At 41.4% G+C, this 25,922-nt stretch carries 24 protein-coding genes and 1 tRNA gene; 10 read left to right on the top strand and 15 right to left on the bottom strand.

All coding sequences use genetic code 11. The annotated features are described in order from the left end of the window. Window positions 1-16: 16 nt before the first annotated feature. The 3 genes from I3249_RS03825 to I3249_RS03815 form a co-directional block, all read right to left on the bottom strand. The gene (locus I3249_RS03825) at window positions 17-1,009 is read right to left on the bottom strand and encodes a DUF932 domain-containing protein (RefSeq protein WP_238068675.1); all 993 of its coding nucleotides are present in this window, start codon (window positions 1,007-1,009) and stop codon (window positions 17-19) included. A gap of 68 nt (window positions 1,010-1,077) precedes the next feature. After that, complete coding sequence (locus I3249_RS03820; protein ID WP_238068674.1) at window positions 1,078-1,365, bottom strand: hypothetical protein; 288 nt, start codon at window positions 1,363-1,365, stop codon at window positions 1,078-1,080. Between the two features lie 189 nt (window positions 1,366-1,554). Beyond that, the gene (locus I3249_RS03815) at window positions 1,555-2,442 is read right to left on the bottom strand and encodes an inovirus-type Gp2 protein (RefSeq protein WP_238068672.1); all 888 of its coding nucleotides are present in this window, start codon (window positions 2,440-2,442) and stop codon (window positions 1,555-1,557) included. A gap of 389 nt (window positions 2,443-2,831) precedes the next feature. Here I3249_RS03815 and I3249_RS03810 point away from each other — a divergent pair, with 389 nt between their 5' ends. Further along, window positions 2,832-4,136, top strand: coding sequence for a hypothetical protein (locus tag I3249_RS03810; RefSeq protein WP_238068670.1), 1,305 nt, complete (start codon window positions 2,832-2,834; stop codon window positions 4,134-4,136). 22 nt (window positions 4,137-4,158) lie between these two features. Here I3249_RS03810 and I3249_RS03805 read toward each other — a convergent pair whose 3' ends face one another. Further along, window positions 4,159-5,523 carry an integrase arm-type DNA-binding domain-containing protein gene (locus I3249_RS03805; protein ID WP_238068667.1) on the bottom strand — a complete coding sequence of 455 codons (1,365 nt, stop codon included), beginning with the start codon at window positions 5,521-5,523 and terminating at the stop codon, window positions 4,159-4,161. A 283-nt stretch (window positions 5,524-5,806) separates the two neighbouring features. After that, window positions 5,807-5,897, bottom strand: a tRNA-Ser gene (locus tag I3249_RS03800). A gap of 177 nt (window positions 5,898-6,074) precedes the next feature. Between I3249_RS03800 and I3249_RS03795 the strand changes: the two genes are divergently transcribed. The 3 genes from I3249_RS03795 (at window position 6,075) to I3249_RS03785 (ending at window position 7,900) form a co-directional block, all read left to right on the top strand. Further along, a complete protein-coding gene (locus I3249_RS03795; protein WP_238068664.1) occupies window positions 6,075-6,920 on the top strand; it encodes a DNA/RNA non-specific endonuclease in 846 nt (281 codons plus the stop codon). A 71-nt stretch (window positions 6,921-6,991) separates the two neighbouring features. Next, entirely contained in the window at window positions 6,992-7,255 is a 264-nt protein-coding gene (locus tag I3249_RS03790; RefSeq protein WP_238068661.1) for a hypothetical protein, read from the top strand. 261 nt (window positions 7,256-7,516) lie between these two features. Beyond that, the gene (locus tag I3249_RS03785; protein ID WP_101205965.1) at window positions 7,517-7,900 is read left to right on the top strand and encodes a DUF2147 domain-containing protein; all 384 of its coding nucleotides are present in this window, start codon (window positions 7,517-7,519) and stop codon (window positions 7,898-7,900) included. 194 nt (window positions 7,901-8,094) lie between these two features. On the opposite strand, the gene I3249_RS03780 is transcribed toward I3249_RS03785, so the two are convergent. From I3249_RS03780 to I3249_RS03765, 4 genes are all read right to left on the bottom strand, one after another. Next, on the bottom strand, window positions 8,095-9,357 hold the full coding sequence (locus I3249_RS03780) for an ammonium transporter (protein ID WP_238068659.1): 1,263 nt from the start codon (window positions 9,355-9,357) through the stop codon (window positions 8,095-8,097). Between the two features lie 107 nt (window positions 9,358-9,464). Continuing rightward, window positions 9,465-9,803 (bottom strand): P-II family nitrogen regulator, encoded by a 339-nt coding sequence (locus tag I3249_RS03775; RefSeq protein WP_010197981.1) that lies wholly within the window; start codon window positions 9,801-9,803, stop codon window positions 9,465-9,467. A 479-nt stretch (window positions 9,804-10,282) separates the two neighbouring features. Then, window positions 10,283-11,137: a universal stress protein gene (locus tag I3249_RS03770; protein ID WP_057762029.1), complete on the bottom strand. Its 855-nt coding sequence runs from the start codon at window positions 11,135-11,137 to the stop codon at window positions 10,283-10,285. A gap of 174 nt (window positions 11,138-11,311) precedes the next feature. Beyond that, window positions 11,312-12,811, bottom strand: coding sequence for a SulP family inorganic anion transporter (locus I3249_RS03765; protein WP_238068657.1), 1,500 nt, complete (start codon window positions 12,809-12,811; stop codon window positions 11,312-11,314). Window positions 12,812-13,512: 701 nt separating this feature from the next. Between I3249_RS03765 and murD the strand changes: the two genes are divergently transcribed. Together murD and I3249_RS03755 are read left to right on the top strand one after the other, a co-directional pair. Next, window positions 13,513-14,937 (top strand): UDP-N-acetylmuramoyl-L-alanine--D-glutamate ligase, encoded by a 1,425-nt coding sequence (gene murD, locus I3249_RS03760; RefSeq protein WP_238068654.1) that lies wholly within the window; start codon window positions 13,513-13,515, stop codon window positions 14,935-14,937. Window positions 14,938-15,217: 280 nt separating this feature from the next. Beyond that, window positions 15,218-16,414: a putative peptidoglycan glycosyltransferase FtsW gene (locus tag I3249_RS03755; protein WP_182176715.1), complete on the top strand. Its 1,197-nt coding sequence runs from the start codon at window positions 15,218-15,220 to the stop codon at window positions 16,412-16,414. Between the two features lie 127 nt (window positions 16,415-16,541). Here the strand turns inward: I3249_RS03755 and gluQRS are convergent, their stop codons facing one another. The 6 genes from gluQRS to I3249_RS03725 all read right to left on the bottom strand — a co-directional run bounded on the left by gluQRS (window position 16,542) and on the right by I3249_RS03725 (window position 22,231). Then, window positions 16,542-17,537, bottom strand: a complete 996-nt coding sequence (gene gluQRS / locus I3249_RS03750) for a tRNA glutamyl-Q(34) synthetase GluQRS (protein ID WP_238068652.1) — start codon at window positions 17,535-17,537, stop codon at window positions 16,542-16,544. 242 nt (window positions 17,538-17,779) lie between these two features. Then, window positions 17,780-18,217 (bottom strand): RNA polymerase-binding protein DksA, encoded by a 438-nt coding sequence (gene dksA / locus I3249_RS03745; protein ID WP_057762021.1) that lies wholly within the window; start codon window positions 18,215-18,217, stop codon window positions 17,780-17,782. Window positions 18,218-18,709: 492 nt separating this feature from the next. Continuing rightward, window positions 18,710-19,549, bottom strand: a complete 840-nt coding sequence (locus I3249_RS03740; RefSeq protein ID WP_238068651.1) for a metallophosphoesterase — start codon at window positions 19,547-19,549, stop codon at window positions 18,710-18,712. Window positions 19,550-19,865: 316 nt separating this feature from the next. After that, entirely contained in the window at window positions 19,866-20,669 is an 804-nt protein-coding gene (locus I3249_RS03735; RefSeq protein ID WP_238068649.1) for a metal ABC transporter permease, read from the bottom strand. 113 nt (window positions 20,670-20,782) lie between these two features. Then, window positions 20,783-21,580 (bottom strand): metal ABC transporter ATP-binding protein, encoded by a 798-nt coding sequence (locus I3249_RS03730; protein ID WP_238068648.1) that lies wholly within the window; start codon window positions 21,578-21,580, stop codon window positions 20,783-20,785. Window positions 21,581-21,652: 72 nt separating this feature from the next. Then, window positions 21,653-22,231, bottom strand: a complete 579-nt coding sequence (locus I3249_RS03725; protein ID WP_238068644.1) for a transcriptional repressor — start codon at window positions 22,229-22,231, stop codon at window positions 21,653-21,655. Window positions 22,232-22,441: 210 nt separating this feature from the next. Here I3249_RS03725 and I3249_RS03720 point away from each other — a divergent pair, with 210 nt between their 5' ends. The 4 genes from I3249_RS03720 to atpE all read left to right on the top strand — a co-directional run bounded on the left by I3249_RS03720 (window position 22,442) and on the right by atpE (window position 25,836). Continuing rightward, window positions 22,442-23,335 carry a zinc ABC transporter substrate-binding protein gene (locus I3249_RS03720; protein WP_238068642.1) on the top strand — a complete coding sequence of 298 codons (894 nt, stop codon included), beginning with the start codon at window positions 22,442-22,444 and terminating at the stop codon, window positions 23,333-23,335. Window positions 23,336-23,612: 277 nt separating this feature from the next. Further along, a complete protein-coding gene (locus I3249_RS03715) occupies window positions 23,613-24,011 on the top strand; it encodes an ATP synthase subunit I (RefSeq protein ID WP_102093133.1) in 399 nt (132 codons plus the stop codon). 676 nt (window positions 24,012-24,687) lie between these two features. Continuing rightward, entirely contained in the window at window positions 24,688-25,554 is an 867-nt protein-coding gene (gene atpB, locus I3249_RS03710) for a F0F1 ATP synthase subunit A (RefSeq protein WP_101205957.1), read from the top strand. A 33-nt stretch (window positions 25,555-25,587) separates the two neighbouring features. Then, window positions 25,588-25,836: a F0F1 ATP synthase subunit C gene (gene atpE / locus I3249_RS03705; RefSeq protein WP_010197960.1), complete on the top strand. Its 249-nt coding sequence runs from the start codon at window positions 25,588-25,590 to the stop codon at window positions 25,834-25,836. The last annotated feature ends 86 nt before the right edge of the window (window positions 25,837-25,922 follow it).

The raw sequence follows: 25,922 nt of genomic DNA, 5'->3' as shown, positions 1-25,922 counted from the left end.
CTTTAAACGTGGCTGGTTAAGCCAGCATCAGTAGCGATTCCTCTAGACCCTTTTGCTTAAGCTTAGCGCCAGAGCCAAACCAAGCACCGTCTAATCTATGGTCTCGCGACATCGCCCTACGTTCGTGATCGACGTATTCAGTGATACTGCATAGCAAACCATAAGCGGTATCTTTGGCAGCATCAAGATCCGCCCCGCGACCTTGACCGTTAAACATGTTCATCACCTGATTCATCGCTTTAGCATTGGGCACAGCGTCTTTCTCTTTCTTAGCGCTATTAAACAGAATGATGTCATTGTCCTGATCGTTGAACACACGGCTAAGATAGTTAGCCGCTTCTGCTTGAGTGACTCGTCGCTCTGACAATTGCTTCATCTCGTAGCTGTGCTCCTCCCACTGCTTCACCGACACACCTAATTGCTGCTTAACCTTGTCCGCATCAAATGAAGTACTATGTGGTACTTTCACTACCCCTCCGCTTCCGTTAGCTAAGCTAATAGCAAGCGTGTTATTACACACCACACGGATGGAGGTGAACTGAGCGGTGGTTGCTAGCGTACCGTCACAAGCGGTTGCTAATAACAAGTACCCATTACTGACATCCTTACCCTTAAGTGTTGCTGACTGGCCTGTACGAGCCAATGCCCAGAGCTTACGACCTCCCTTAAGCACACCTGCGGTTTCCAACTCAAAGTCAGACTGCTCGGTGAGATCACGATAAAACTCTAAAATCTCACGCGGCTGTACTTCCTGATAACGCTGACTGACTACCGATAACGGCTCAAAGTTATCGCTACGATATAACACCTTTTGCTCTGCAAAGGGCAAGATCAGATTATGCCCTTTATCATTGTTTGCCATGTAGCTGACGTCCGATGATTCAATACGCCAGTCCATACCGGCTTGTTTTGCCCAGACATCGATAGGCTGCTTGGGAGCCAGTTCATTACCTAAGCCATGCCAAGGGGTTTCACCAACGTATGCCATGCTCTCGATTAAATGTGCCATGTTATTGCTCCTTTATGGTTCGATAAAATAAGTGGTTTGATAAGTGAAGGACTAAATAAATGAGGAGATCAGATACTGAAGGTGTGCTGACAGGTATTGCATAAATAGCGCGGTGTAAGAACCGCTTTAATGAGTGGTGGTTGGATCAGCTTTTGTTGTGCCAGATTGATCACAGTAGCAATAGCACCGCCTGCAACCATGCCAATCATAGGGTTGATCTTGTAGTACTTGCAGACGCTAACACCAAGACTGACTAATAGCTTAGGTGAGAACAGATGCTCTGCCATACTCTGTGTATTGGTATCTATATTTTCTATAACATGGGCTGAGTGACAGCTCGGACAGATGGGTTTCATAGGATCTCCTTGATAGTAGCGCATAAAAAAGGCCTGCTTTAAAGCAGGCCTTGATTAGACGTTGAGGGATAGATGGATAAGACAGCGATGGCTTCTTATCTCATCTCATGGCGATACTGTATATCTGAGATTATTTTGGTATTAAGGTGCATCTATACTGTAAATGTGTCTAACATCGCTCTTAATGAGCTAGTGAATCATGCTTTGCCCAAAGGACTTCATATTCGGTAAAGACACTTTAAGACGCTGATAGCTACCATCAGGCTTGTCAGGACCGGTTAAGTACAAGGCAGCATTAACCGCATTCTCGACTTCTTGTAAGTTATTACGATGAATCATTCCAATACCAAGTTTACCGTAGCGCGCAAGTCCTTCCTTATACTCCCTAGTATTTAAGACAAAGCAATATCCAACGTCATCAGTTATATCTCGCCATTTTTGTCCAACTTGATCAGCCAAATAATTGTCCTGGTAATGTTTTGAGCTATCAAAGATCAATAGCAAATGACAGTGAAAGCCACCATTTTCCTCACCCTGTTCTAACGACCAAGCGTACCTCAATAAATGCGTAAAACAAGTATCGCCATTATGGATAGCCTCTCTTAATTTTTTCATATGAAAATCGAAATCACGAATAGTAATGTGATGGCTGTTTTCTTGTATGTATTTTAAATCCACTCTAACAAATAATAATCTTGAGTAATTTGAGATTAGAGTTCGAACATTATTCTCTAAACGCTTACCGTTTTGATGACTCTGATAACGCCACGCACTATAGTCTTTTCTAATTGTCTTCTCATGACTTAACAGCAACTGAATAAATTGTACTGTCTTTTCATTATCCCAAAATACGTTATAAGGATAAGCATCACCAACAATTATATTAGTGCTTTCTATAAATGCTTGGATTGGTTTTAAATATTTAAATTCAGGATCAAAGCTAATAATGAACGAGTAATAGAGCTCGTTCAATCGACTTTTGATTTGTTGAAAACTGATCGTACCGAACAGTACATCTCTAACCAGTCTGTCGACGTTAGAGATAAGTTGTGAGTGGTTAACAGGTGAGTAGATCATGGCTTGATTTCCTATGAATATAAAGTTGAATGGGTATTACATATATTCATAGGGTTGTGTATTTTTTTACTACTGAGTGCGGATACGATCCGCTTTAGTTAAGTAGTACTTAATATGACTTATAATATAGTACCAACATTTTGAGGGTATATAGATCATAGTTTTATGCAAGCCACGCTTGGGTTTATGAACAATACAATACAGCGAATCACTGCATTTTGAGGAAGATGATGAAGATGGAGTTAGCTGATAGAGTATTTCTAAAATCTCTAGTGATAGATGGTTTTATAGTATATATTTGCTGGTATAATATACATCCATACTAACGATAAAATGACGGTTTTATGATGTAATACTGATGATATAATTTCACTCATTATGAAGAGACAATGATGCAACCAACTATAGATTATAATGATAATCATTCAATAATAGGAAAAATAGTTAAGGGTTCCAATGAATATGAAACTTACTGGCATATATATAACTATAGAATGAGTTATGAAGGGTTTACATATCCAGTGCCTAGAGAACCTAAATTTTATAAAGATATCTTGATTGAGTTACTGGAGGATTCAAGTAAAAGTAAAAGAGAGATTGAAGCTATGCTGAAGAATACTCCACGTATTTTGACCCCTTTTCAGTACGTTGGTTGGTTTTACAAAGATGACAGAGCTTCGCTATGGTTAAAAATAGTTTGTAATAGATTTACAAACGGCATGCCTCCAATCAGTAATAAAATTGATATTAGAAATTTTTCACATGACTTGATATACAATTCAAACATAGCTATAAGGAACAATGCTATAAATTTTATAGGTCCAGTTTATAAACAAAGAAAACTAGATAGCATAGAGTCTTTTAAAAGACTAGAAAAAATTTACATGCAATCAAAAATAGATAAAAGATCGGTAGCGTTTTTACGTGATAATAAAAATGTAGAGCATGCGTATAACTATATAAAAGATAAGGTACCGATCATATCTATATTGAAATACACCCAAGACATTAGCTTTGATTCAACAAGCGATAAGTCGAATTACATTCTAGCGGTTCTTGATTACTGGAATTTTGAGAAACTATGGGGTAGCAACAATCTTGCGCAATTAAATGGTAAAGTTGATGAGCAAACAAGAGAAGAGTTTATAAAGAAAATAAAAGATGCTTGTAACTCGAAAAATTCTCGTGATAGGGCTAAGAAAATTAAACAGACTGGCTTAGAGCTGACGAAACAGAATAAAGAGAACCTAAGATACCTTGCTAAGAGTCATGGCAAGACACAGCAAGATATCTTAAATGAGTTGGTTGAGTCAGCTTATAATCAGACACGAAATCAAGAAATTCGGCTAAATTCATCCTTTCCTAATCAAGATGCTTTTTTTGATAGCATTCCTCAAACGCAGCCCTCTAGCTCGCAAAAGGAAGATGGTGAGACAGAAGCTAGGTCTGAGGATACTTCATTAATTGAAGTTCAAGAAAATCCAAGTAGTACATGTGGTGACGGGATGTTAGGTCATTCGAAAATTCATATTGATGAATACGCATTAAATGTTACTGTTGAAACAAATCAGAACAGTGGGCCAGTAAAGCCATTCTATCCTCAAGAAAGCCGTGATGAGCAGACTATAGATGAACAGAGCCCAGCTGACTTTAATGCACAATTTATTGCAGATAAGACAGGGAAATTTCGCTAATTTTTTAGGCTGTTTATACTATCTAACTATTAACAATATAACCTTGCAAATCATCTACTGTAAGCCCTTGGTTTAGCAAGGCTTTAATCAAGGATTGCTTATCAGCATTTTGTAATGAGTCAGGACGTTTGCTTTCTAATGAATGCTCAATCTGCTGACGAGCAGTTTGGAAGTCCACAACTTCGCCTTTGTCTCTTAGTAAGTCTAAAAAATCAGCCCAAACCTGCATGATTTTACGACGTTCTTCTAAGTGTTGCGCGTGGTTATACACTGCGCGAATGCTACTTTTTTTATCATGGGCCATTTGCTTTTCGATCGCATCGCCCATGTATCCAAGCTCGTTCAGATTGGTTGAAGCGATGTGGCGAAAGCCATGTCCTGTCTGTTTACCAGCATACCCTAGTATATCTAGCGCGTTATTGATAAACTCTTCGCTATACGGCTGATGCATGCCCGTGTGATAGAAAACATATTCATACTGCCCTGTGATGGCTTTCATCTCTTCTAGCACTGCGAGCATTTGATCTGATAGTGGTACGACATGCTTACGCGCAATTTTAAGATTGTCGATATCAACACGCCATAAACGGTTAGCAAAATCAATGTGTGACCATTTCATCATACGTAGCTCAATGGTGCGACAAAATGAATAGGCTAAGAATTTCATACCCAATCTAGTTTGGTCGTGACCATGATAACCTTCGATAGCTTGTAGTAGGGCGGGTAGCTCATTAATATCTACATGCTTCATGTGCTGACTTTTGGCTTTAGGGTAAAGTGCTTTTAGATCGTCGATTGGGTTTTGCTCAATGATACGTTCACGTTTGGCACGTTTTAAAACATTAGCAACCAAATCAATGGTGCGTCTGGTGACCTCACGTGGTGGTTCCCCTTTATTGTTTACTCGCTTCTCAATCTCATCTGCCATCGATCGGCAATCTTCAAAGCTTACATTTTTTAAAGCAATACCTTCAAAGTTTGGTAACACATCTTTATGCATGCGGTTGTAGTCTTGCTTATAGGTAAGTGACTTTACGTTACGCTTGCGTTCAGCTAGCCAATCTAATGCGTAGTCATTGAATTTCTGCGCGTGGATATTAGCCAGTTTATCTTGACGCTTTTTAACTTTTGGATCTATGCCTTTAGCTAATAGCATTTTGATATCAGTATTCGCTTGTCTTGCCTCAGAAAGAGACATAAGAGGATAAGTACCAAGGGTTATATTTTTCTGCTGACCATTAAAGCGATATGCATTTATCCAAGTTTTAGTACCTGAACTACGTACCAGTAACTGCAAACCTTGTTGATCACTATATTTGTCTGGACAAGAAGGGGTGCATTTATCAGTGGGCTTAAGCTTACGAATTTTGGTATCAGTCAACTTCATGTTGGTCTATTCCTTGTACCTACGAGCTATACATTTAAAGCGTTAAGGCAATCATGTTGGTCTAAGTCGTATAAATCTAGATCGAATGTTGGTCTAATTACGATGTATATGAATAATAGACCAAAGAATAGACCAACACAAGTAACGTGATAGGTGGGTCGCATTGGGTAGAACTGGGAAAACAGCAGGCATAAAAAAAACGCTAGACGCGTTATTTATAAAGGGTTTTCTTGGTATATGTGTGGAATTGGGGCAAGGTGGGAAAACTAAGATTTCATAAGATTGGCGGTGAAGGAGGGATTCGAACCCTCGATACGCTATGAACGTATACACACTTTCCAGGCGTGCGGTTTCAGCCACTCACCCACTTCACCGTTTTTTGAACGCCTAAGTATAGCGGATACCATTTAAAATGTCACGACTTGCGCGCTATCTTTCTTTATTGGCAAGCGCCTGCTAGGATAGCAAGCATGTAACAGCAAGTATAAATGGTTGAGAGTTGAATGATAAGTTTTAGTAGGCTTAAGTACGGATGCAAGAATAGTGCGCTGATGGCAGTATTGCTTGTCGCGACGGGTATTACCCAAGCGCACGCTGATGATTTGACCCAGTGTAGCCAGTCTTTTTATGGGGGTGTTTATCCTGAATTTACCAATACCAAGCTAAAAAAAGACACACAAGCACTATGCATGGATGGCTTTGCGGTCATGTACTCGGGGGTATCGCGTACACCGCTCTGGTCAGCAGAGTACCTCGATCGCACGCGTCTACAACAAGCTAAGCAGATCGATCGTGAAGACAGCTTTCACGAAGAGAGTAAACTACCAAAGTCAGCACGAGCCTCATTATCTGATTATTCAGGATCTGGTTATGATCGAGGACATTTGGCACCCAATGCCAATATGGCCAATCGCAGCCAGCAGTATGATAGTTTTAGTCTGGCCAATATCGCTCCGCAGTCACCACGTAACAATCGCTACATCTGGCGTAATATTGAATCTGCCACTCGGTATTTAACGCAGCAATACGGTGAGGTGTATACCATCACAGGTGTGGCATTTACTAATAAAAAAACCAAGCAGCTCGCTAACCGTGTCCTTGTGCCCAGTCACTTCTTTAAAGCGGTATATATCCCAGCAACCAATCAAGCAGGCGTGTATTACGCCCCAAATGATGAGTCAGAACGCATCGATGTGATCAGTATCGATGAGCTGACTACTGAGATTGGCATCGATGTATTACCTATGCTAGATAGTCAGTCCAAATCTCAAGCGTTTGATTTACCATTGAAGGCGGGTGAGAGCTCAGATACCCCTGAGGCGCCTGTGGAGGAGCCTGAGTGGATGCTGTTTGTCTGGGCTATTTTAGAGTGGTTAATTGCACAATTGCAGGCTTAAGCTGAAAGTAAGCCCCTAAAATATCCACATTTCGAAAAATATAAAATGTTACTGATAATAAGGATAATCAAATGATTGAGCCATTCGCCAACGACCATCAAAGCATGCAGATTGGTGATCTTGTCATTGAAAATCAAAAAGACAAGATTATTATATATGGTGATATTGATCTCACTTTTGATGAGTTAGGATATAAGCAAGCCCAACAGTTGCATGAGCTATCGGGAAAAATCGTACAAGCATTTGCAGATAAAAATCTATATAGCAAGAATGATGCTAAGTCAAAGGAAAATGATGACCAATTAGATAAAGATATCGACAATCCTTTTCTGTAACTCTTTGATATGGTTTTATTTTTATAGAAATAAGAAACTGTAAAAAAATTACTAGGCAAAACCTAAAAATTGCTTATAATGAGTTAAGACATCGCTTGTGTCGCTTGAATCTTTAACCAAAAGCTTATAAGTTGTAATGGTAACTATCATTTAAAAAGGTCGAAATCATAAAGCTCGTAATGAAAGATTCTAGCAAAGGATAAGCATAGGACAACAGAAACATAACGTTTCGAGTAATCATTGTATGAAGGGAGTCAATCTATGAAATTATTTACAAAGACCACTTTAGCAGTTGCTGGTATTGGTATTGCTAGCATGGCATTCGCCGCTGACCCATTAGCCAACACTACTTGGCAGACATATGATGAAGGCAAGCCAAAAGGTACGGTAAAGATCACTGAGTCAAATGGTGTGTTGACCGGTACTCTTATTGCTACTAACTCAGCTAAAGGCAAAAAGCACGTTGGTACGACCATTATTAAAGGTCTAAAAGCTGACGGTGGTGGTAAATATAGTGGTGGTACGATTACTGACCCTGAAAAAGGCAAAGACTATCGTATGACTGCAAGCTTAAGCGGCAACACATTGAAGCTAAAAGGCTATATCGGACCATTCTCTCGTAGCCAAGAGTGGAAAAAGAAATAAACTAAAAAATTAGTTTTAGCGTAATACATAAAAATCCCGCGTTACCGAAAGGTCTCGCGGGATTTTTTACGTTTTAGATTTAAGCTTATGGCTTCAACAGGGGAGAACTTTAAACACTAAAATTATAAACGCCGATACTACAGTGGGTAGTATCAGCGCATTTAACATCAATCTTTAGCTTACTTAAAAGGAGCTTATCTTATAAATTCTGGGTAAGCTTCCATACCACATTCTGCAATATCAGCACCTTCGTATTCGTCTTCTTCAGAGATACGTAGACCGATAACTAGCTTGATGATAGACCAAACCACTAGGCTGGCAATGAATACCCAAGCAAAGATGGTTGCAGCACCCATAATCTGACCGATAAAGGTAGATGCTGGGTTAGTAATAGGTACAATTAGCAGACCAAATAGACCGACCACACCATGAACTGAGATTGCACCAACTGGATCATCAATTTTGATTTTGTCTAAGGCTAAAATAGATAGCACTACAATAATACCGGCGATAACACCAAAAATAGTGGCTTGTAATGCAGAAGGAGTTGAAGGCTCAGCAGTAATGGCAACTAGACCTGCTAGTACACCGTTTAGAAGCATGGTTAGATCCGCTTTACCAAAGATGATGCGGGCTAAGATCAAGGCACCGACAGCACCACCAGCAGCAGCAGCATTAGTGTTCAAAAATACTATTGCAACAGAGTTAGCACTAGCGATGTCGCCTAATTTAAGCACTGAACCACCGTTGAAACCGAACCAACCCATCCACAAGATTAGTGTACCGAGTGCCGCCAATGGTAGGTTGGCACCAGGAATAGCACGTATCTCACCGTTAGGACCATATTTACCTTTACGTGAGCCTAAGAGTAGTACACCTGCTAGAGCTGCTGCAGCACCAGCCATATGTACAATACCAGAGCCTGCAAAGTCAGAGAAGCCCATGTCGCCTAGGTTAAATAGACCAAAGACATCGTTGCCGCCCCATGTCCAGCTACCTTCTAATGGGTAGATAACACCAGTCATGACCACAGCGAATAACAAGAATGACCACAGTTTCATGCGCTCAGCAACGGCACCTGATACGATTGACATACAGGTCGCTACAAAGACCACTTGGAAGAAAAAGTCTGATGCGGCAGAGTAGACAGAGTCGCCACCGAAGCCGTTTTCAGCAGAGGCTGCTAGGGCGTCTTCTACTAACGTATCACCGCCTGCAATTCCGCTTAAGAATAGATCGCCACCATACATAATCGCATAGCCACATACCATATACATGATACTAGCCGTTGCAAATAGGGCAATGTTTTTGGTTAAGATTTCGACTGTGTTTTTTGATCGGACCAGTCCGGCCTCTAACATAGTGAAGCCTGCTGCCATCCACATGACCAACGCACCACATATCAAAAAGTAAAACGTATCAAGCGCATATTGGAGCTCAAAGATTTGACTTTCCATTTAAATTCCCCCTTGAATTTATAATATAGATATCGGCATTACCGATAGATAAAAATGCTGTAAGAGTCTGTACCTATAAGTTTATGCCCGTAGGTAGGTTTTCAAATTTAGATAGCGTCAGGTCCCGTTTCACCCGTACGGATGCGGATAACTTGCTCAAGTGCAGTGACGAAAATCTTGCCATCACCAATCTTACCAGTGCTAGCGATACGAGTGATTGCCTCGATAGCAGGCTCAACCATCTCGTCGATCACAGCGACTTCGACTTTTACTTTAGGTAAAAAGTCCACCACGTATTCTGCGCCACGATAGAGCTCTGTATGACCTTTTTGACGACCGAAACCTTTGACTTCAGTGACAGTGACACCTTTAACACCGATGTCGGAAAGCGCTTCACGCACGTCGTCGAGCTTAAACGGTTTTAAGATCGCAGTGATTAGCTTCATAAAAAATTCCTTATTTGTGTGATGCCGCAGATTGATAGAAGTACTATGGTGCATCATCATATCTCTGCCTTGCTTACTGTAAGTTATTCAAGAACTGTGCCAACCTACTCAAGGGGGGAGGTAGAATTGGCGTTGTTCATTAAAAAGTAATAACAGTAGTAACATAGAGTATGGGCTACGATGCAACGATTAGAGCCATCGCTACAAGCATAATAAAGGTGAATCAATCTTTAGCGTTTGGTTAACGAAAACTTTATTATAACCAACTTTTTGAGTGCTTGGGGAGGCTATCCCTTTATTTCATGTGACGATTTGCTAACTTGAGTTTGGTCGTTAGCTTGGCCTTTTCATGCAAGCGTATCAAAGATGAATGGCGGAAAGGTAGAGAGAAAATAGAGGTAAGCAGCAGAGTCTAACATAGTAGTCAGACCCCTGGGCTTAGATAGATAAAGGGTTTGGGCGTGTTTATATATACGTCGTTAGGCTTTAGGAAATAGTAGATAAGGAGTTTTCGTACTGACCAATAGCTTTTTTGTATCGCTACCTTGTAGTAATTCGCGTAAACGAGATTGGCCAAAAGCCCCAGTCATAAGTAAACCGATATCATGTTGGTTTTGATAGTAGTTCAAAGCTGCCGCGACATCACGGCAATCTAGCAATGTCTTTTTGGATTTGATACCCGCCTGTTTGAGCTTGGCATAGGCTTCACGCAATGCATCACAGTTATCAGAAGTTTCCTTGCCAACCATCACAATATGAACCGTTAGTGCACGCACCAGTGGCGTTTTACACAGCCAATTTAGTAGTTTATGGCACGTTGGACTGTTATCAAACGCAAATAAAGCAGTAGTAGGGGGCAAAAATGGTGCATGTGTCACCAAAATGGGGCAGTGACTGACTCGAATGAGTTGGCTAAGTGTTGATTTGCAGGTGACATGATGACCTATAACGATCATTTGTGCTTTGTCATCGACGTAATCAATGCTCTGATTGAGGTTCTCATGACGATGTAGTGTATATGTCTTTAGCTTATGGCGTTGCTGCTCACAATACGAGGTTGCTTGAGATAATAGCAGTCGCCCCTGTGCTTTTAGCTCACAGTTGCTCAGATGCTCTTTGGATGTGAACTGTTCGAGCAAAGCATTCTCATCATCAATATTGAGGCAACCAGAATAATTAATAGCGGCTTTTTGCTGCAAGCTTGGCATCGAGTGCAATAAGCCAACAGGCGCGCGCAGGCGAATAGACGCCCACATACTGGCCTCTAGTACCGCTTGAACATGATCAGGACAGTCCAAGCAAGCAATCACACTATCTGGTTTTAAATTACTCATAAAACGACCACATCATTTTAATAATAAAAATCGGCTATCTTAGTTTAGGGTTGGCGTATTCAAAATACATCCAACCCTTTTACCAAGATAACTGTCTATTAATATCCTATACATCAGCCATGGACTAATAATATAGCCACATGGCAACCGCGTAGATTCGCTTAGCAGTTTCGCTTAGTCTAACAAGCCAATGTCTCGGCGGTCATGAACAGAGAAGCGATCAATCAGTGTTCGACTCGCATTGTTTAGTCCTACCACTTTGACATCAATACCTTCACGTTGCAAGCGCATCACTAGTTTGTCCAAGGTATCAACAGCGCTGACATCCCAAAAATGCGCTTGGCTTACATCAATCTGAATACTGTCTACAGCTTCTTTGGTATCGAAACTATGCAAGAACTGGGTGGTAGAGGCAAAGAATACCTGCCCTTGAACATAATAGTAACGGGTGTTGCTGCTGTCATCATATTCACTAAAGATGGTTAGGAACTGACCAATTTTATTGGCAAATGCCAAGGCAGATAGTAAGACACCTACGCCGACACCGTAAGCTAAGTTGTGAGTAAAGACGGTAGTCAATACAGTCGCTAGCATAACGATATTGAACGACATTGGATGCGTCTTAAACTCGCGAATAGATTGCCAGTTAAACGTACCAATCGATACCATAATCATGACTGCAACCAAGGCTGCCATTGGAATTTGACTGACCCATTCGCTTAAGAATACTACCATGATAAGAAGAACAACACCGGCTATCAAAGTAGATAGACGCGTACGACCACCTGATTTGACGTTGATCATTGACTGACCAATCATTGCACAGCCTGCCATACCACCAAAGAAACCTGATACGACATTAGCCATACCTTGACCACGACACTCTTTGTTTTTATCACTTGGTGTATCGGTCAATTCATCGACGATTGTCGCTGTCATCATAGACTCTAAAAGACCAACGATGGCAAGCGCGATAGAGTATGGTGCAATAATCAGCAAGGTATTTAGGTTTAATGGAATGTCAGGCAACAAGAATACTGGCAATGAATCTGGCAAATCACCCATGCTGCCAACGTTGCGAATGTCAAGATTCATATACATTGCAACAGCGGTCAAACCAACAATACAAATAAGCGGTGAAGGAACGATGCGACCGATTTTAGGAATAAGGGGAAACAGATAAATAATCGCCAAACCAGCTGCCGTCATGATATAAACGGTCGTGCCAACACGCTCAGTCATGGGGTTCAGTTCTGGTAATTGCGCAGCAAAAATCAATATTGCTAAAGCGTTGACGAAACCGATAACCACTGAGCGAGAAACAAAGCGCATCAGATTACCAAGCTTTAGAATGCCCATCACGACCTGAATGGCACCACAAAGCAAAGTTGCGGCAAGCAAATATTGCAGTCCATGGTCAGCAACCAAATCGACCATGACCAGTGCCATAGCGCCAGTCGCCGCCGAAATCATACCTGGACGACCACCGACAAAACTGATCACTACCGCGATACAAAATGAGGCATATAAGCCAACCTTTGGATCGACACCAGCGATAATAGAAAAGGCAATGGCTTCTGGAATAAGAGCTAGGGCTACAACCAAACCCGATAAAACGTCACCGCGAACATTGGAAAACCACTCGTCACGCAAGTTATCAATAAAAGATGTCATAAGTAAACTACATAGGGTTAGAGGCAAAAAAAGTAATCATTACTCATTTATAAAATGATCGCGTCGCTAATAATAGCTATTCATTTTTCTTTTACTTCAACATGCACTAGGTCATGTTGCTGTGTTGGATTGTGAGAAACTAATAACCAAAATATCTAACGAAGATATCTAACTAATAACCGAAGTATCTACTGATTTTTTTGGTATCAAAAATACGCTCATCAATAATCAATACGATGATAAGGGCAGTAAATTACCTAAAAATATTTTTTAAAAGATTGCTTAAAATAGGCAACTAGATAGATGTACCTACAATAATATATAGAGTCAGCAATCACTTGCTGTAGTAGAAGGTGATATATCACTCGTCAAATTATCAAAATTGTCTGATACACCCTTATCACAACGAGAATCGTTGATGAAGAGGCGTGACAATAGCGCGATAAATGTGACAACATGCTAAACTAAAATGCTTGAGCAATGTGCTCAGCAAAATACTGATAAATATTAATCAAGCTGACTATTATAGCATTAGCCACTTAATATAAAAACAGGCGAATAATAGCATAAACTCATAAAAAATCAGTACCGAAATCTGAACGATGGCGTTAAGATGCTGCACATCTTAGCGGTGTCGATTAGAGTCGCTATACAGCAGATTTATTTGATACAACTTTTCTCGTTTAATAGAAGGAATAGATATGACCACTAATACAGCAACAGAAGCCTTACTTCATAAGGGTAGTGGTCTACAAGTCGTGGTCGGTTTGGGGCAGTCTGGATTGTCAGTCGCGCATTATCTGGCCAAGCAAGGCTATCAAGTCGCAGTCACTGATGCTCAAGTTACCCCTAAATTGGCCGATCAGTTGCCAGCCGAGATTGAGATTCGTCAGTTCGGTGGGATAGATGCCGATTTATTACAGCAAGCGGCACGTATTATCATTAGCCCAGGTATTTCTCTTGAGACTACCGCTGTGGCTGCTGCTCGCCAAGCCAATATTCCTGTAGTTAGCGATATTCAACTGTTCTGCGAAGCGTGTACCGTACCCATCGTAGCAATTACAGGTTCTAACGCCAAAAGTACGGTCACTACGTTAGTTGGTCAAATGGCAGCTGATGCTGGCGTTAACGTGGGTGTTGGTGGCAATATCGGTGTACCCGCTTTAACATTGCTAGATAATTCTGATATGGAGCTTGCGGTACTTGAGCTGTCTAGTTTCCAATTAGAAACTGTCACCAACTTGGGCGCAAAAGTAGCAACTGTGCTCAATATGTCGCCTGATCATTTAGATCGTCATGGAGATATGCTCGGTTACCATCAAGCCAAACACCGTATATTCCAAGGTGCAAAGTCGGTAATGATTAACCGTGAAGATGCACTCACTCGTCCATTGGTCGCAGACAACCTACCGAGAATTAGTACGGGTATTCATGCCCCTGATAAAGGTCAGTATGGTCTGATTACCGACACAGAAGGCCAAACTTATCTTGCTCGTGGTACAGAACGATTACTGTCGGCAGACAAACTGTTGATTAAAGGTCGTCATAATCTACTGAATGCGCAAGCGGCTCTGGCACTTGGCGAGCTTGCAGGATTGCCGCTAGAGAGTATGCTGACCACTTTACAGCAGTTCACAGGTCTTGAACATCGCTGCCAATATGTGGCCAATGCTGCTGGTATTGATTATTTCAATGATTCTAAAGGCACCAATATTGGTTCGACCATGGCCGCTATCGAAGGCTTGGGCGCAGTCTATGCGCCAAAAGACGGTAAGCTACTATTGATCCTAGGCGGGCAAGGCAAAGGGCAACAGTTTGGTGAATTAACGCCTTTTATCAATCAATATGTGAGCCAAGTCTTGTTCATTGGTGAGGATGGTCAGCAGATTGAACAACATCTCAGAGCTGCGAAATTGAGTGATGATGTCGCACTACATCAGTGTCAGACACTAGAGAACGCATTTGCGACCATCCAACAAGTCACTACCAGTAGTTTATCGCAAGTACAAGCTGTATTGCTGTCACCCGCTTGTGCTAGCTTTGACCAATATAGTGGTTATGCCGCGCGCGGTGAACACTTTAGCCAACTGGTCAAGCAATTAGACACCGCACAATTAGAAGCTTGATAGGTAGTCGAATATATTAAGCAGCTATATAGGTTGGCATAGCAGATGTCTATTCTCTAGCAACAGCCAGTATTTTCTGGATAAATGATTGTTTTGCTTATAGATTGCTGCTACTGTCAAGCATATAATCTTGATTACTGAAATAGGTGCTAGCTAAGGCGTTTGCCGAGGGTTAAAGGCTTTCTATCACCATCTATCTAGTACGATTTATTTTATGATTTTTTAAACGGTGGCGTTTCATAGACGCCGTGTTTTTTCGTTTGTTAGTGTATATAAAATTATGGCGCTCTCTTCTTTTTTTCGTTCCTCGCCCCAAACCAAGCAAACCTCTGGCTCAGACGGGGTTCTGTCTATGCCGTCAGCGCGTGCAATTTTATTATCAAGCGTCGGCTGTATGATGGTGCTTAGTCTGCTGATGGTTGCTTCTGCTTCTATCCCTTTTGCGCTTAGCCGCGGTATGACAGAGCTGTATTTTTTCAAAAACCAGCTGTTGTATATGACGATTGGTTTAATCGTTGCAGTCATTCCTTATTATGGCGTGTCTTTACGCACCCTTTATAAAACTGAGACCCAGTTTGCTTTGTTGGGCATCACGGGGCTATTGCTTGTTGCCACGTTGTTTAGCACACCAATTAATGGCTCCAAACGCTGGCTTACAGTAGGCGGCTTTAATTTTCAGGTAGCCGAGTTAGCCAAATTGGTCATGATTGTGTTTGTATCTGACTTTGTGGTGCGTCGATCTTTTGAGGTTCGTAATGGCCTAGATGGTTTCTTACGAATTATGTTGGTAGTGGCGCTGATCACGATACTGCTATTGTCGCAGCCAGACTTTGGTTCTTTTGTCGTCATTATTGGTACGCTGTTCGCGATTTTTTATATCGCTGGGGCACCTTACAAGCACTTCTTAGCCTTGGGTGCTGCTGCTGTTGGCGGTGCAGTGTTGATGGTGACTACGGCAGAGTACCGACTGGTGCGTGTGATGTCATTTATGGATCCATTTGATGACGTGCAGGATACCGATTATCAGCTGGCACGTAGTTTGATCGCCTTTGGTCGTGGGCAGTTCACGGGTGTCGGCTATGGCGAAAGTGTACAGAAACTGTCGCATTTGCCTGAGGCGCACACGGATTTCTTATTGGCCATTACGGGTGAAGAGTTAGGGTTCGTCGGTGTCAGCATGGTACTGATACTTGAAGCGTTGATCATCGGTAGTGCGATGCGTATCAGTTACAACGCGCTAAAACGTCGTCAAATGCGCATGAGCTACACCGCTTTCGGAATCGGTGTGGTATTTATTGCCCAGACGATTATTAACGCTGCGATGAATATGGGTGCCATTCCAACCAAAGGTTTGACTATGCCATTCTTTAGTTATGGCGGATCATCTATGTTGATTAGTTTGGTTATGGTCGCGCTATTATTAAAGATATATAAAGAAAGCCCTGAAATAGAAAAAAGCCAATGCCGTTATTATTAATAGGCTCTATATATAATAGTCTTTGCATAGCTTCAGAGTTTCGGTAAATAGCGTCTAGCATTATTGCAATAAAAGCGTCACTCATAGTGGCGCTTTTTATTGTCTACTTATAGCTTTTGAACTCCTATTAATAGGACAAGTTTAACTGTTGCTTGCCTTGTAATGGGGTATTGTCCCATTGAGCAATGGCTTGTTTAAGCATGTTTTCTGGGGTATCGATATCGACCTTTGGTTGCTGTAATAGTGATAAGGCTTCAGCAATAAGTTGGCTCGGATCTGATGTGTCGATTGGTTGAGCAAGGTTCTGCTTAGAGAGTTTTTGGCCGTCAGCATTATTAATCAATGGCAGATGATACCATTGGTCAATAGTAGGTAGGCGCGCGGCTTGCATGATACCGATTTGCGCCGTCGTCATAGGTAGGATGTCAAGACCACGCATGATATGAGTAACCTGCTGTAGACCATCATCGAGGCTGGCTGCCAGTATATAATTAATCATACCATCTTGGCGGCGAGCAACCATATCGCCTAATGTCTGCTGCGGATTATCCCATTGTAGTCCTTGAATACCATCATTGAACCCAATCCGATAGTCTGGTAGCTGAATACGTAGCTTATGCTGCTGTCTATCAAGGTCAGCTGCCACACAGCGCCGCGGATAGCGCTGCCGATTTGGCTGTACTTGGCCAATTGATGAAACTTGTTCGTCTAACGATGTCTGGTCGGTCAGCGCAGCTAAGCTAGCAAGACTATGGTTTCTACTTATCCCTTCTTGCGCCCAGTACTGTTCTAAGTCTTTACGGGAGCATTGGCAGCCATAGGTCAACGGCCCTAGGTATGATGATAGATAATCGTTGTAGATATCAATGCGCTCAGACTGATAAATAACATCACCATCCCAATGTAATCCAAGTGCCTCAAGATCCATCAAAATTTGCTCAGTGAATTGCCGATCACAGCGTTCAGTATCGGTATCTTCCATACGCAACAGCCACTTACCACCGATTGATTTTATATGGCAAAAGCTGGCAAGCGCGGTGGTTAGAGAGCCAAGATGTAACTCACCCGTTGGTGAAGGCGCAAAGCGGCCAATGGGCTGGGATGGTGGCGTTTGATTTGGCATAGCTGTAGGCATTGTTTTCAAAATAAATGGCTGTCTATAAAAGGTAATAAAGATAGAATAATAAATATAAGTATCAAAAGATATTCATTAAATGAGATTGTTTTGTTAGTACTGTCATTATTCAGGCGATTGTATTTATCAGAGCAAAGTCAGTAACGCAACAAAATAGTGACAGTCTAAAATACAAAAAGCGACCTATTATAAGGTCGCTTATGCTTACATTTATATCTGTAATATCTGATCTAAGCGCCTTGGTTTTGACGTTCTTTGATTTCAGATAAGGTTTTGCAGTCGATACATTGAGTAGCGGTTGGACGTGCTTCAAGGCGACGTAATCCAATCTCTACACCACAAGTCTCACAAAATCCATAGTCATCATTTTCGATTTCTAACATAGATTTGTCGATTTTGCGGATAAGTTTGCGCTCACGGTCGCGAGTACGTAATGCCAATGCAAACTCTTCTTCTTGAGTGGCACGGTCATTGATGTCTGGCATGGCGCTTGACTCATCTTGGATGTAGTTTTTGGTACGATCCGCTTCGCCAATCAGTTGGTTTTTCCAATCCAATAAAATAGCCTTAAAGTGCTCCAACTGCGCATCAGACATATACTCTTCGTCTTTGGCCGGCACATAAGGAGTAAATTTAACTTCACTCGGATTCGTGGTCAGGGTGCTCATATGGGTATCCTACTTTTTCAAATTAATTCAATAAAACGACGTATCAAAAGACAAGACGTTATTAATGCTACAAACGCTACAATTTGTCCTTTTATCAAACGTTTCACCACTTGGTAATACAAGTAACACAGCTGATCAAATAATATCGTAGACTTTATATCTTGACAGTTATATACCGATTGTTAGATAGGTTGTTATATAAACTTCGGTTTGAATAATACTGTCTAAAGCATGCCGTAGGTCAGTGATTGTGAAAACTGAGCTTGTGGTTAATGGGCCATCCTAGCTATCGTGCAGTGGCTTCATATTAGATATTGGGCCACCCTTGCTTTATTTCATAAGTTGTATCATTGTTTGTAATAATAATGAAGTGATTTTTTATATTGAATGCATATTTTATTTGTTCATCACTGCATTTTTGATTAGGAATTATTGACGAAAGCTATAAGTACAAAGGGCTAATGGTTATACTATTCCCAATAATTCTGGGCATCAAGTATCCAGTCTTTCAACCCAGCTTGCAACTGTTCCATTGTTGGCTAATTGCAACCAGCGATATCCTGGTAATGCATGCTCATCATAAGAAAAATCATCTTCATAGGGTTTGAACTGATAGCAGGTAGATGGCGTGCTATAGACTGTAACACCTTGGCGCAGTCGAACTTGCTCTTGGTGAGTATGGCCACTGATCACCACTTGTAGCTGTTCAAATGGCGCCATATGCTGCCAAAAGCTCTCAGTGTTTTCTGCCATATGGGTATCAATCCAGTCAGAATCAACTGGAACAATATGGTGGTGTAGGGCGATTAATGCGGGCTTATCACAGGTGCTGAGTCTCTCACATAACCAATTGATATCAGTAGGCGTAATCTCGCCTGCGACCTTACCAGAAATAGAGGAGTCTAATAACAACAGCTGCCAGTATTCAGTCTCAATGACATGACGACTTAACAAACGTGAGTCAGCAGACTGAGCGACAAGCTCTCGTTGAAAAAACGGCAAGTCTTTACCATTCTCGTCCGTCACATCATGATTACCAGCAATACAAGCAAAAGGAATCTGAGTCGCCTGTAATACAGTAAAGATATGATCGTAAATTGAAGACTTTACTCGATTGACCAAGTCACCTGTCACAATAATCAAATCACAGCGAATATCTTCACTAAGTGCCTGTTGGAGCACGGCTTCAAAGCTACGCTGACAAGCCATATCATCACTATAGGTATTACTCTCATCAATAAGGACAGGCGTCGATAAATGCAAATCAGTAATCTGTAAAATATTTATTGTTTGGTCGGAGGTGCTTAACTTATTGGCAGGATAGTTTGGCATTGGTTCAGTCCCTTATCGAATCACAACAATAAGTATTGTTAGCGCGAGTATGGATAAATGAGCTACTATTTTTCACTGGGTATTTATAATTATCATCAATCTACTATAGAAGAGCACAGCGTTTGCCTTGAGCTTACTTTGACTCTAATCAACGATATTTATACTATCAACTAGCAATAGCAAATTTAAAGTCTAGAGCCACCTTATAGTATTATCGAACTAAAGTATTCATTATATTAATAAAATAAAGTCGAACAAAAAGATAGCGAAAAACAGTCACGTTTTATTTATTATAACGTATTTACAGCGACGCTAACTAAAGTTTCATCTTTATTAACTTCGAAAAAATGAGTGCAGTAAAAAATAAAGCAGCTAATATCAAGACGATAGAAAGACCTGTCTGAATATCTAGCCAAATACTGCCCCACACACCAAGTGTCACACCCAGTTGAGCGATTATCAACGCTATAATCACCATTTGTTTTGGCGATGCCGACCATAGACGTGCGGTCAGTGCAGGTAGCACTAATAATCCGCTGATTAATAGACTGCCAACTGCCTGTAGAGCAATCGCACAAAACCCTGCCAGTACACCCATAAAAAACAGCCGTTGCCGTGTTGGGTTGATACCTTGAATACGTGCCAATGCTTCATGCGTTGCCAGCTTGATTTGCGCAGGCCAAATGTAAATAAGCAGTCCCAAGCCAGCTAGTACGCTACCAGCAAGTAAAGGCAAATCTGCCCAATCAAGATCCAACAAGTTACCGAATAAAAACCCGAGCACATTGGCCTGTTGGTCAGTCAATTGGGTCAAAGCCAGCAAGCCTAGGCATAAGAGCGATACCGAAACGACTGCCAGTACAGCATCCACTGGCAGACGCTCATCATCAATCAAGACCAGGCCCAGTACGACCATGACACTGACTAATGCAATGCCGATACCCATTGGCAATTGCCACCACACAGCCAAAGCCACACCTAGCAACGTGCCATGAGCTAAGGCATCGGCGAAAAACGCCATGCGCCGCCACAATACCAAGCAACCTAACGGCGCTGATAATAACGCTAATATACTGCCAGCGATCCAAGCAGGCGCAATGATGGCTAACCAAGCAGTCATAATGAATGTCCGTAAAATTTTTTATAAAAGAGTAAAGCCGTATTATTTATATGTTTAATAGTTTTGGCTTTAATGAGCTGGATTTTGGCGATTTTGAGCCTTGATTACTGACGCTATAGCTTGCTTGGTGCATGGTGTTCACAGGCATGGGGCTGATGCACGTATGGCTGCTCATAATGATGACCAAATAGCTTTTGAAACTCAGTACTAATAGCTAGCTCGCTTGGTTGTCCTTCACAGCAAATATGCTTATTCAAACAAATGACGCGGCGGCTGCCTTTCATGACCCAGTGCAAATCATGAGACACCACTAGCATGGCGCAACGTAAGAAATCAGGCAGCTCATCAATGAACTGATATAGCCAAACTTCAGTATCGGGATCGAGACCTTGCATCGGCTCATCTAAAATAAGCAAGTTAGGTTTGTCTAGTAGCGCTCTAGCTAGCAACACGCGCTGCGTCTCACCACCTGATAAATGCAACATCTGCCGTGACAGTAAATGCGTTAATGATAAGTTATCAAAGATAAACTGTCGCTGCTCAGAGGTTAAACGTTTTTTATCTGCTTGCCCCAACAAGTCGCAGACACGCAGTGGTAATATCGGTGGCACAGCAAATCGCTGCGGTACATAACCAAGCTGTAGCGGCTTATGTGCTGTCATAGAGCCATCAGTTGACTCAATCAAACCTAAGATGAGTTTGACTAGTGTTGATTTACCAGCGCCATTGGGACCGATAAGACTGACCGTCTCATTAACAGCAATGTCAATATCGATGTGAGAGAGCAGGCGTTGAGGCCCAATATGGTAACTGATATTGTTTAAGCTCAATAATTTGTCAGCATTACTCACAGTACTGCTATTCGCAACAGTAGTATTTAACTGATTAGAAGGTAGGGTAGAGATATTCATAATATGACAACGCATAGTTAAATAGACAATCGACGAATCATGCTTAAAACGTTTACACGAACCACAGTAGCCTTACTGACAAGCTTGGCAACGACCGCTAAGCTCAATGACGCTACGCTCAACCACAAACCCCACATCTTGCTCGGCAAAGCTCATCATTTCCTGAACGGGCAGGCTGCTGCATTCTTGCACCCGTTGACACTGATCGCAGATCAAAAATGCGGCTGTATGCTGGGCGCGAGGATGACAGCAAGGAACATAAGCATTAATAGAGGTTAATTGATGAATCAACCCTTCACTTAGCAAAAATTCTAAACTGCGATAAACCGTTGGCGGCGCGACATTTTTCGGCGTGCGTTTTTTGGTTATCTTAGTTTCTACCGACACTGTTGGTGAACTCGCTACTTTTTGAATATTACTATCATTAGGTATAGACAACCGCATTTGCTGCAACTGAGTGATTAGGTCATAAGCGCCAACGGGCTGATCTGCCTCCAAGACTAATTGGTATATCTGCTGACGCAAAGGCGTAAAGCGCGCGCCATTTACACGGCAATGCTCTTTAGCTGCTGCTAAGCGTTCATGAACATCATGCGGAGTCAGATCTTGCACATCATGCAAATGTTCGCAGATCGATGAAGTAATAGACATGGTACAAGCTCCTAAAAATAGCATGGTAATCGCATGACGTTTTTTATGATAGCGTTTTTTATTGTTATAGTATAACATACTACTATAAGAAATGAGTTAATTTACTTATAGTAGTCTTGTATATCTACCCTTTTTACAGGAGTGGGGCAAGACACTATTACTCATACGTTCGTTATCCAACAATGCTATCTAACAATAAAAGAGCTTACTATGAACGCTGTTTTTACTTACTCCGTACGTTCGCTTATCACATTACAGCGCTTGCTAATGACAGGATTGATAGTCCTAGGGTCTTTCACACTGAATGCACAAGCTGCAACGGTCAGTGTTAGTAATTATCCGCTATTCTTGTTAAGTGAAGCAGTAACAGAAGGCGCGCCATCAGCGAATCGACTATTGCAAGCGGGGGAGGTGGGACATCATGGTAGTATCAGCCCAGGTGATATCAAAGCAATCAAAGACAGTAAGTTCGTCGTATGGTTCGGTGAGCCGCTAGAAAACAATCTAGCAGCGAGCTTAAAAACAGCCCCAAATGCCATTGCTTTATTTGAGTTCGATGCATTCAATCGTCATCCATTACGTGATGTAAAGGGCGCCGCTATCGCGGGTACACTAGATCCACATATTTGGTTAGATCCTGAAAATGCCAAAGCCATTACCCGTGCATTGGCTGTGATTCATAGTCATGCAAATCCACAGTATAAAGACTTGTATCAAGCCAACGCGAAAAAATTTGCACAGCAACTAGACAAAGAAGTTACTGCATTTGAGCAAAGCTCTATTCAGAGTGCCTCAAAAACACGACCTTATTGGGCTTATCATGATGCGTATCAATATATCGAAGATAGTCTAAATTTGACGCTCGTTGGTAGCCTTAGCGTGGATCATCATCTATCGCCAAAAGCAAGCCAACTCCGTTGGTTGAATGAGCAACGCCCAACTAAGCAAATGTGTTTAGTCAGTCCAAGTGAGCCAGCAAAAGGCTTACTTGCGAAGTTACAACCAGTGAAGAGTACGGTACAGCCAGAAGATATGAGTAGTAGCGATGACTTTATCAGCGGTTGGCAGAGTATGGCCAAACAGATATATCAATGTATCTCGTAATGTAGCCAAAAACAGCAATTTGCTAGGATTGTTTGAGTTGGTTGTATAGCTTCGCTTCAAGCATTTATTACAGACCAAATAATATAATAATCTTAGCAAAATGCGTTAGGTGACTGATAAAAGTCATATTTTACTTGCTTAATAGTTACGCTCTACCTATAATAAGTAGCGTTTTATTTTGGCCGAAAGGTAATGCCTGTAGAGTAAGTCATTCACGGATAAAATTATCATAAGTATGATATATTGTCCCAATGCTGTAAGGGCTATAGGAATACCGATGACCAAGCCTGCCAAACGCACGCAAAAAGACAAGATTGGCATCTATATTAAACGACAAGCATGGATACTATTTATCCTTATTATCATTGCTTGGATAGTAGATACTATTTGGTTACATAGTGAGCTTACGATAGCAAAAAGTGCTGCAATTGGTGCGCTACTAAGTTTTATCACTCAAGCAGTATTTGCGTTTTTTATTTTTTGGTACACCGGATATCGCGCGCGCCAACACATCGTTAGCCAGCTATATCGGGGTCAAATGTCAAAATGGTTATTGACCGTGTTTGGTTTTGCACTAATTTTTATTACCGTACAACCCCTATCTGCGCCAGCGCTGTTTATCGGTTTTATGGTAATGCAAATTAGTCACAGTTGGATGTTGTGGCATATACGCTAGCGCTAATAAATGATCGCTAAACAGATGGTTTATTAATAGTACTGGCAAGTCACCCTGCCGTCCAGCTTCTCTATGACTAGTTCGAAAAGTCGAAGCACAACGCTGTCTTAGGATAGCACCAGTGATTGTAAAGACCGCACTATGAGTCTCAATGTTAGACGTAGTATGCAGTGAGAGGGTAGGGGTTATTCAACTATCTGTATCGCTGATAATTAGAGTATTGATATCTAATTATGGTTAGTGGCTATATTAGCAAGTAAAACTGGTGGCTAACTTATTCATACAGTGGATAAAAAAATCACAATTGACTTTACACGAATACAACGCTGCATTAATATAGGCGGCTAAATATTTTGCTTATAAGCGCTACATTAAGTGCCGATCGTAAAAAACGGTCAGTGAGCAAGCACATATATAATAATTTTGCGTATAAAAATGCAAGGGCTATTACTGAGTTATCATAAGCCCTTTTTTGATAGCTAAAATTTATCTCACGCTATCAAATACTGCATATTAGTAATAGAACTATGGGTTGGATGTTGTTGGTTACATGAGTGATTTAGTACGGTTTATTTGTCTGCTTAATAGCAAGATAGATATCAATACTACACCTCATCAGATGACAACCATATTTTTGGTAGTTGATTAAATCGTTGATTAATAAGAAGCTTACATTATGGCATCCGAGCAAACATCATCAGAATATATCTCTCACCACTTAACGAATTGGACGTATGGCTATCTGCCGGGCGAAGGTTGGAAAGTTGCTCATACTGCTGAAGAAGCAGGGGCAATGGGCTTTAACGCTATCCATCTTGATTCTATGCTATGGTCGATTGGTCTAGGTATCTTATTTTGCGCCGTCTTTTGGATGGTTGCCAAAAAAGTCACTTCAGGCGTGCCTGGAAAAACTCAGGCAGCAGTTGAGATGATCGTTGAGTTTGTTGATAACAACGTTCGCGATTCATACAGTGGTACATCAAAACTGATTGCGCCATTGGCGTTGACCATTTTTGTCTGGATCTTTTTGATGAACTTGATGGATTTGATACCTGTTGATTTCATTCCAGGTATTGCTGGGCAAATCGGTGCCGCTATGGGCCATGATCCACATCATGTTTTCTTTAAGATTGTTCCAACGACTGATCCTAACATCACGCTTGGCATGTCGTTCTCTGTCTTTGCACTGATTATCTTTTATAGCATTAAAGAAAAAGGTTTGGGCGGCTTTATCGGTGAGTTAACACTACATCCGTTTGGCGCCAAAAACCCAATCGTACAAGCGATTTTGATTCCCATCAACTTCATCCTAGAAGCAGTTACTCTAATAGCCAAACCTGTATCACTTGGTTTGCGTCTGTTCGGCAACATGTATGCTGGGGAATTGATTTTCATACTGATTGCTCTAATGCCGTTTTGGATTCAATGGGCTTTATCGGTACCGTGGGCTATCTTCCACATCTTAGTTATTACACTTCAAGCGTTCGTATTCATGATGCTGACGATAGTTTATATGTCGCTTGCATCATCAACTGAACATTAATTAGACATTCAATAGGTAAATGAGGATACATCAATGGATCCAGTATTAGGTGGTTACACAGTTATCGCAGTAGCACTACTTATCGGTCTTGGCGCACTTGGCACAGGTATTGGTTTTGCTATTCTAGGTGGAAAATTCTTAGAAGGCGTTGCGCGTCAACCAGAGCTTGGCTCACAATTGCAAACTCGTATGTTCATCGTAGCAGGTCTTCTTGATGCTATTCCGATGATCGGTGTTGGTATTGCTATGCTATTGTTGTTCGCTAACCCTCTAGCAGGTTAATCCGAAAGCTCAGTTGTAAATGTTTGGTATTCGGAGACTTTCTATCAAATATAGTCAAGATTTGACTACCAAACATGATCAATGAA

The sequence above is a fragment of the Psychrobacter sp. Ps1 genome (genome assembly GCF_022129425.1).
Taxonomy (GTDB): Bacteria; Pseudomonadota; Gammaproteobacteria; order Pseudomonadales; family Moraxellaceae; genus Psychrobacter.
This window is presented reverse-complemented; position numbering and strand designations above follow the sequence as displayed.

Bases quoted from the DNA above. Each gene is read 5' to 3' on its own strand.
- I3249_RS03740 (WP_238068651.1), bottom strand. From the start codon at position 19,549: ATGCCAAACTATCCTGCCAATAAGTTAAGCACCTCCGACCAAACAATA.
- I3249_RS03825 (WP_238068675.1), bottom strand. From the start codon at position 1,009: ATGGCACATTTAATCGAGAGCATGGCATACGTTGGTGAAACCCCTTGG.
- I3249_RS03815 (WP_238068672.1), bottom strand. From the start codon at position 2,442: ATGATCTACTCACCTGTTAACCACTCACAACTTATCTCTAACGTCGAC.
- atpE (WP_010197960.1), top strand. From the start codon at position 25,588: ATGGATCCAGTATTAGGTGGTTACACAGTTATCGCAGTAGCACTACTT.
- dksA (WP_057762021.1), bottom strand. From the start codon at position 18,217: ATGAGCACCCTGACCACGAATCCGAGTGAAGTTAAATTTACTCCTTAT.
- I3249_RS03790 (WP_238068661.1), top strand. From the start codon at position 6,992: ATGATTGAGCCATTCGCCAACGACCATCAAAGCATGCAGATTGGTGAT.
- I3249_RS03785 (WP_101205965.1), top strand. From the start codon at position 7,517: ATGAAATTATTTACAAAGACCACTTTAGCAGTTGCTGGTATTGGTATT.
- murD (WP_238068654.1), top strand. From the start codon at position 13,513: ATGACCACTAATACAGCAACAGAAGCCTTACTTCATAAGGGTAGTGGT.
- I3249_RS03820 (WP_238068674.1), bottom strand. From the start codon at position 1,365: ATGAAACCCATCTGTCCGAGCTGTCACTCAGCCCATGTTATAGAAAAT.
- atpB (WP_101205957.1), top strand. From the start codon at position 24,688: ATGGCATCCGAGCAAACATCATCAGAATATATCTCTCACCACTTAACG.
- I3249_RS03810 (WP_238068670.1), top strand. From the start codon at position 2,832: ATGATGCAACCAACTATAGATTATAATGATAATCATTCAATAATAGGA.
- I3249_RS03770 (WP_057762029.1), bottom strand. From the start codon at position 11,137: ATGAGTAATTTAAAACCAGATAGTGTGATTGCTTGCTTGGACTGTCCT.
- I3249_RS03795 (WP_238068664.1), top strand. From the start codon at position 6,075: ATGGCAGTATTGCTTGTCGCGACGGGTATTACCCAAGCGCACGCTGAT.
- I3249_RS03735 (WP_238068649.1), bottom strand. From the start codon at position 20,669: ATGACTGCTTGGTTAGCCATCATTGCGCCTGCTTGGATCGCTGGCAGT.
- I3249_RS03725 (WP_238068644.1), bottom strand. From the start codon at position 22,231: ATGTCTATTACTTCATCGATCTGCGAACATTTGCATGATGTGCAAGAT.
- I3249_RS03805 (WP_238068667.1), bottom strand. From the start codon at position 5,523: ATGAAGTTGACTGATACCAAAATTCGTAAGCTTAAGCCCACTGATAAA.
- I3249_RS03755 (WP_182176715.1), top strand. From the start codon at position 15,218: ATGGCGCTCTCTTCTTTTTTTCGTTCCTCGCCCCAAACCAAGCAAACC.
- I3249_RS03765 (WP_238068657.1), bottom strand. From the start codon at position 12,811: ATGACATCTTTTATTGATAACTTGCGTGACGAGTGGTTTTCCAATGTT.
- I3249_RS03720 (WP_238068642.1), top strand. From the start codon at position 22,442: ATGAACGCTGTTTTTACTTACTCCGTACGTTCGCTTATCACATTACAG.
- I3249_RS03775 (WP_010197981.1), bottom strand. From the start codon at position 9,803: ATGAAGCTAATCACTGCGATCTTAAAACCGTTTAAGCTCGACGACGTG.
- gluQRS (WP_238068652.1), bottom strand. From the start codon at position 17,537: ATGCCAAATCAAACGCCACCATCCCAGCCCATTGGCCGCTTTGCGCCT.
- I3249_RS03730 (WP_238068648.1), bottom strand. From the start codon at position 21,580: ATGAATATCTCTACCCTACCTTCTAATCAGTTAAATACTACTGTTGCG.
- I3249_RS03715 (WP_102093133.1), top strand. From the start codon at position 23,613: ATGACCAAGCCTGCCAAACGCACGCAAAAAGACAAGATTGGCATCTAT.
- I3249_RS03780 (WP_238068659.1), bottom strand. From the start codon at position 9,357: ATGGAAAGTCAAATCTTTGAGCTCCAATATGCGCTTGATACGTTTTAC.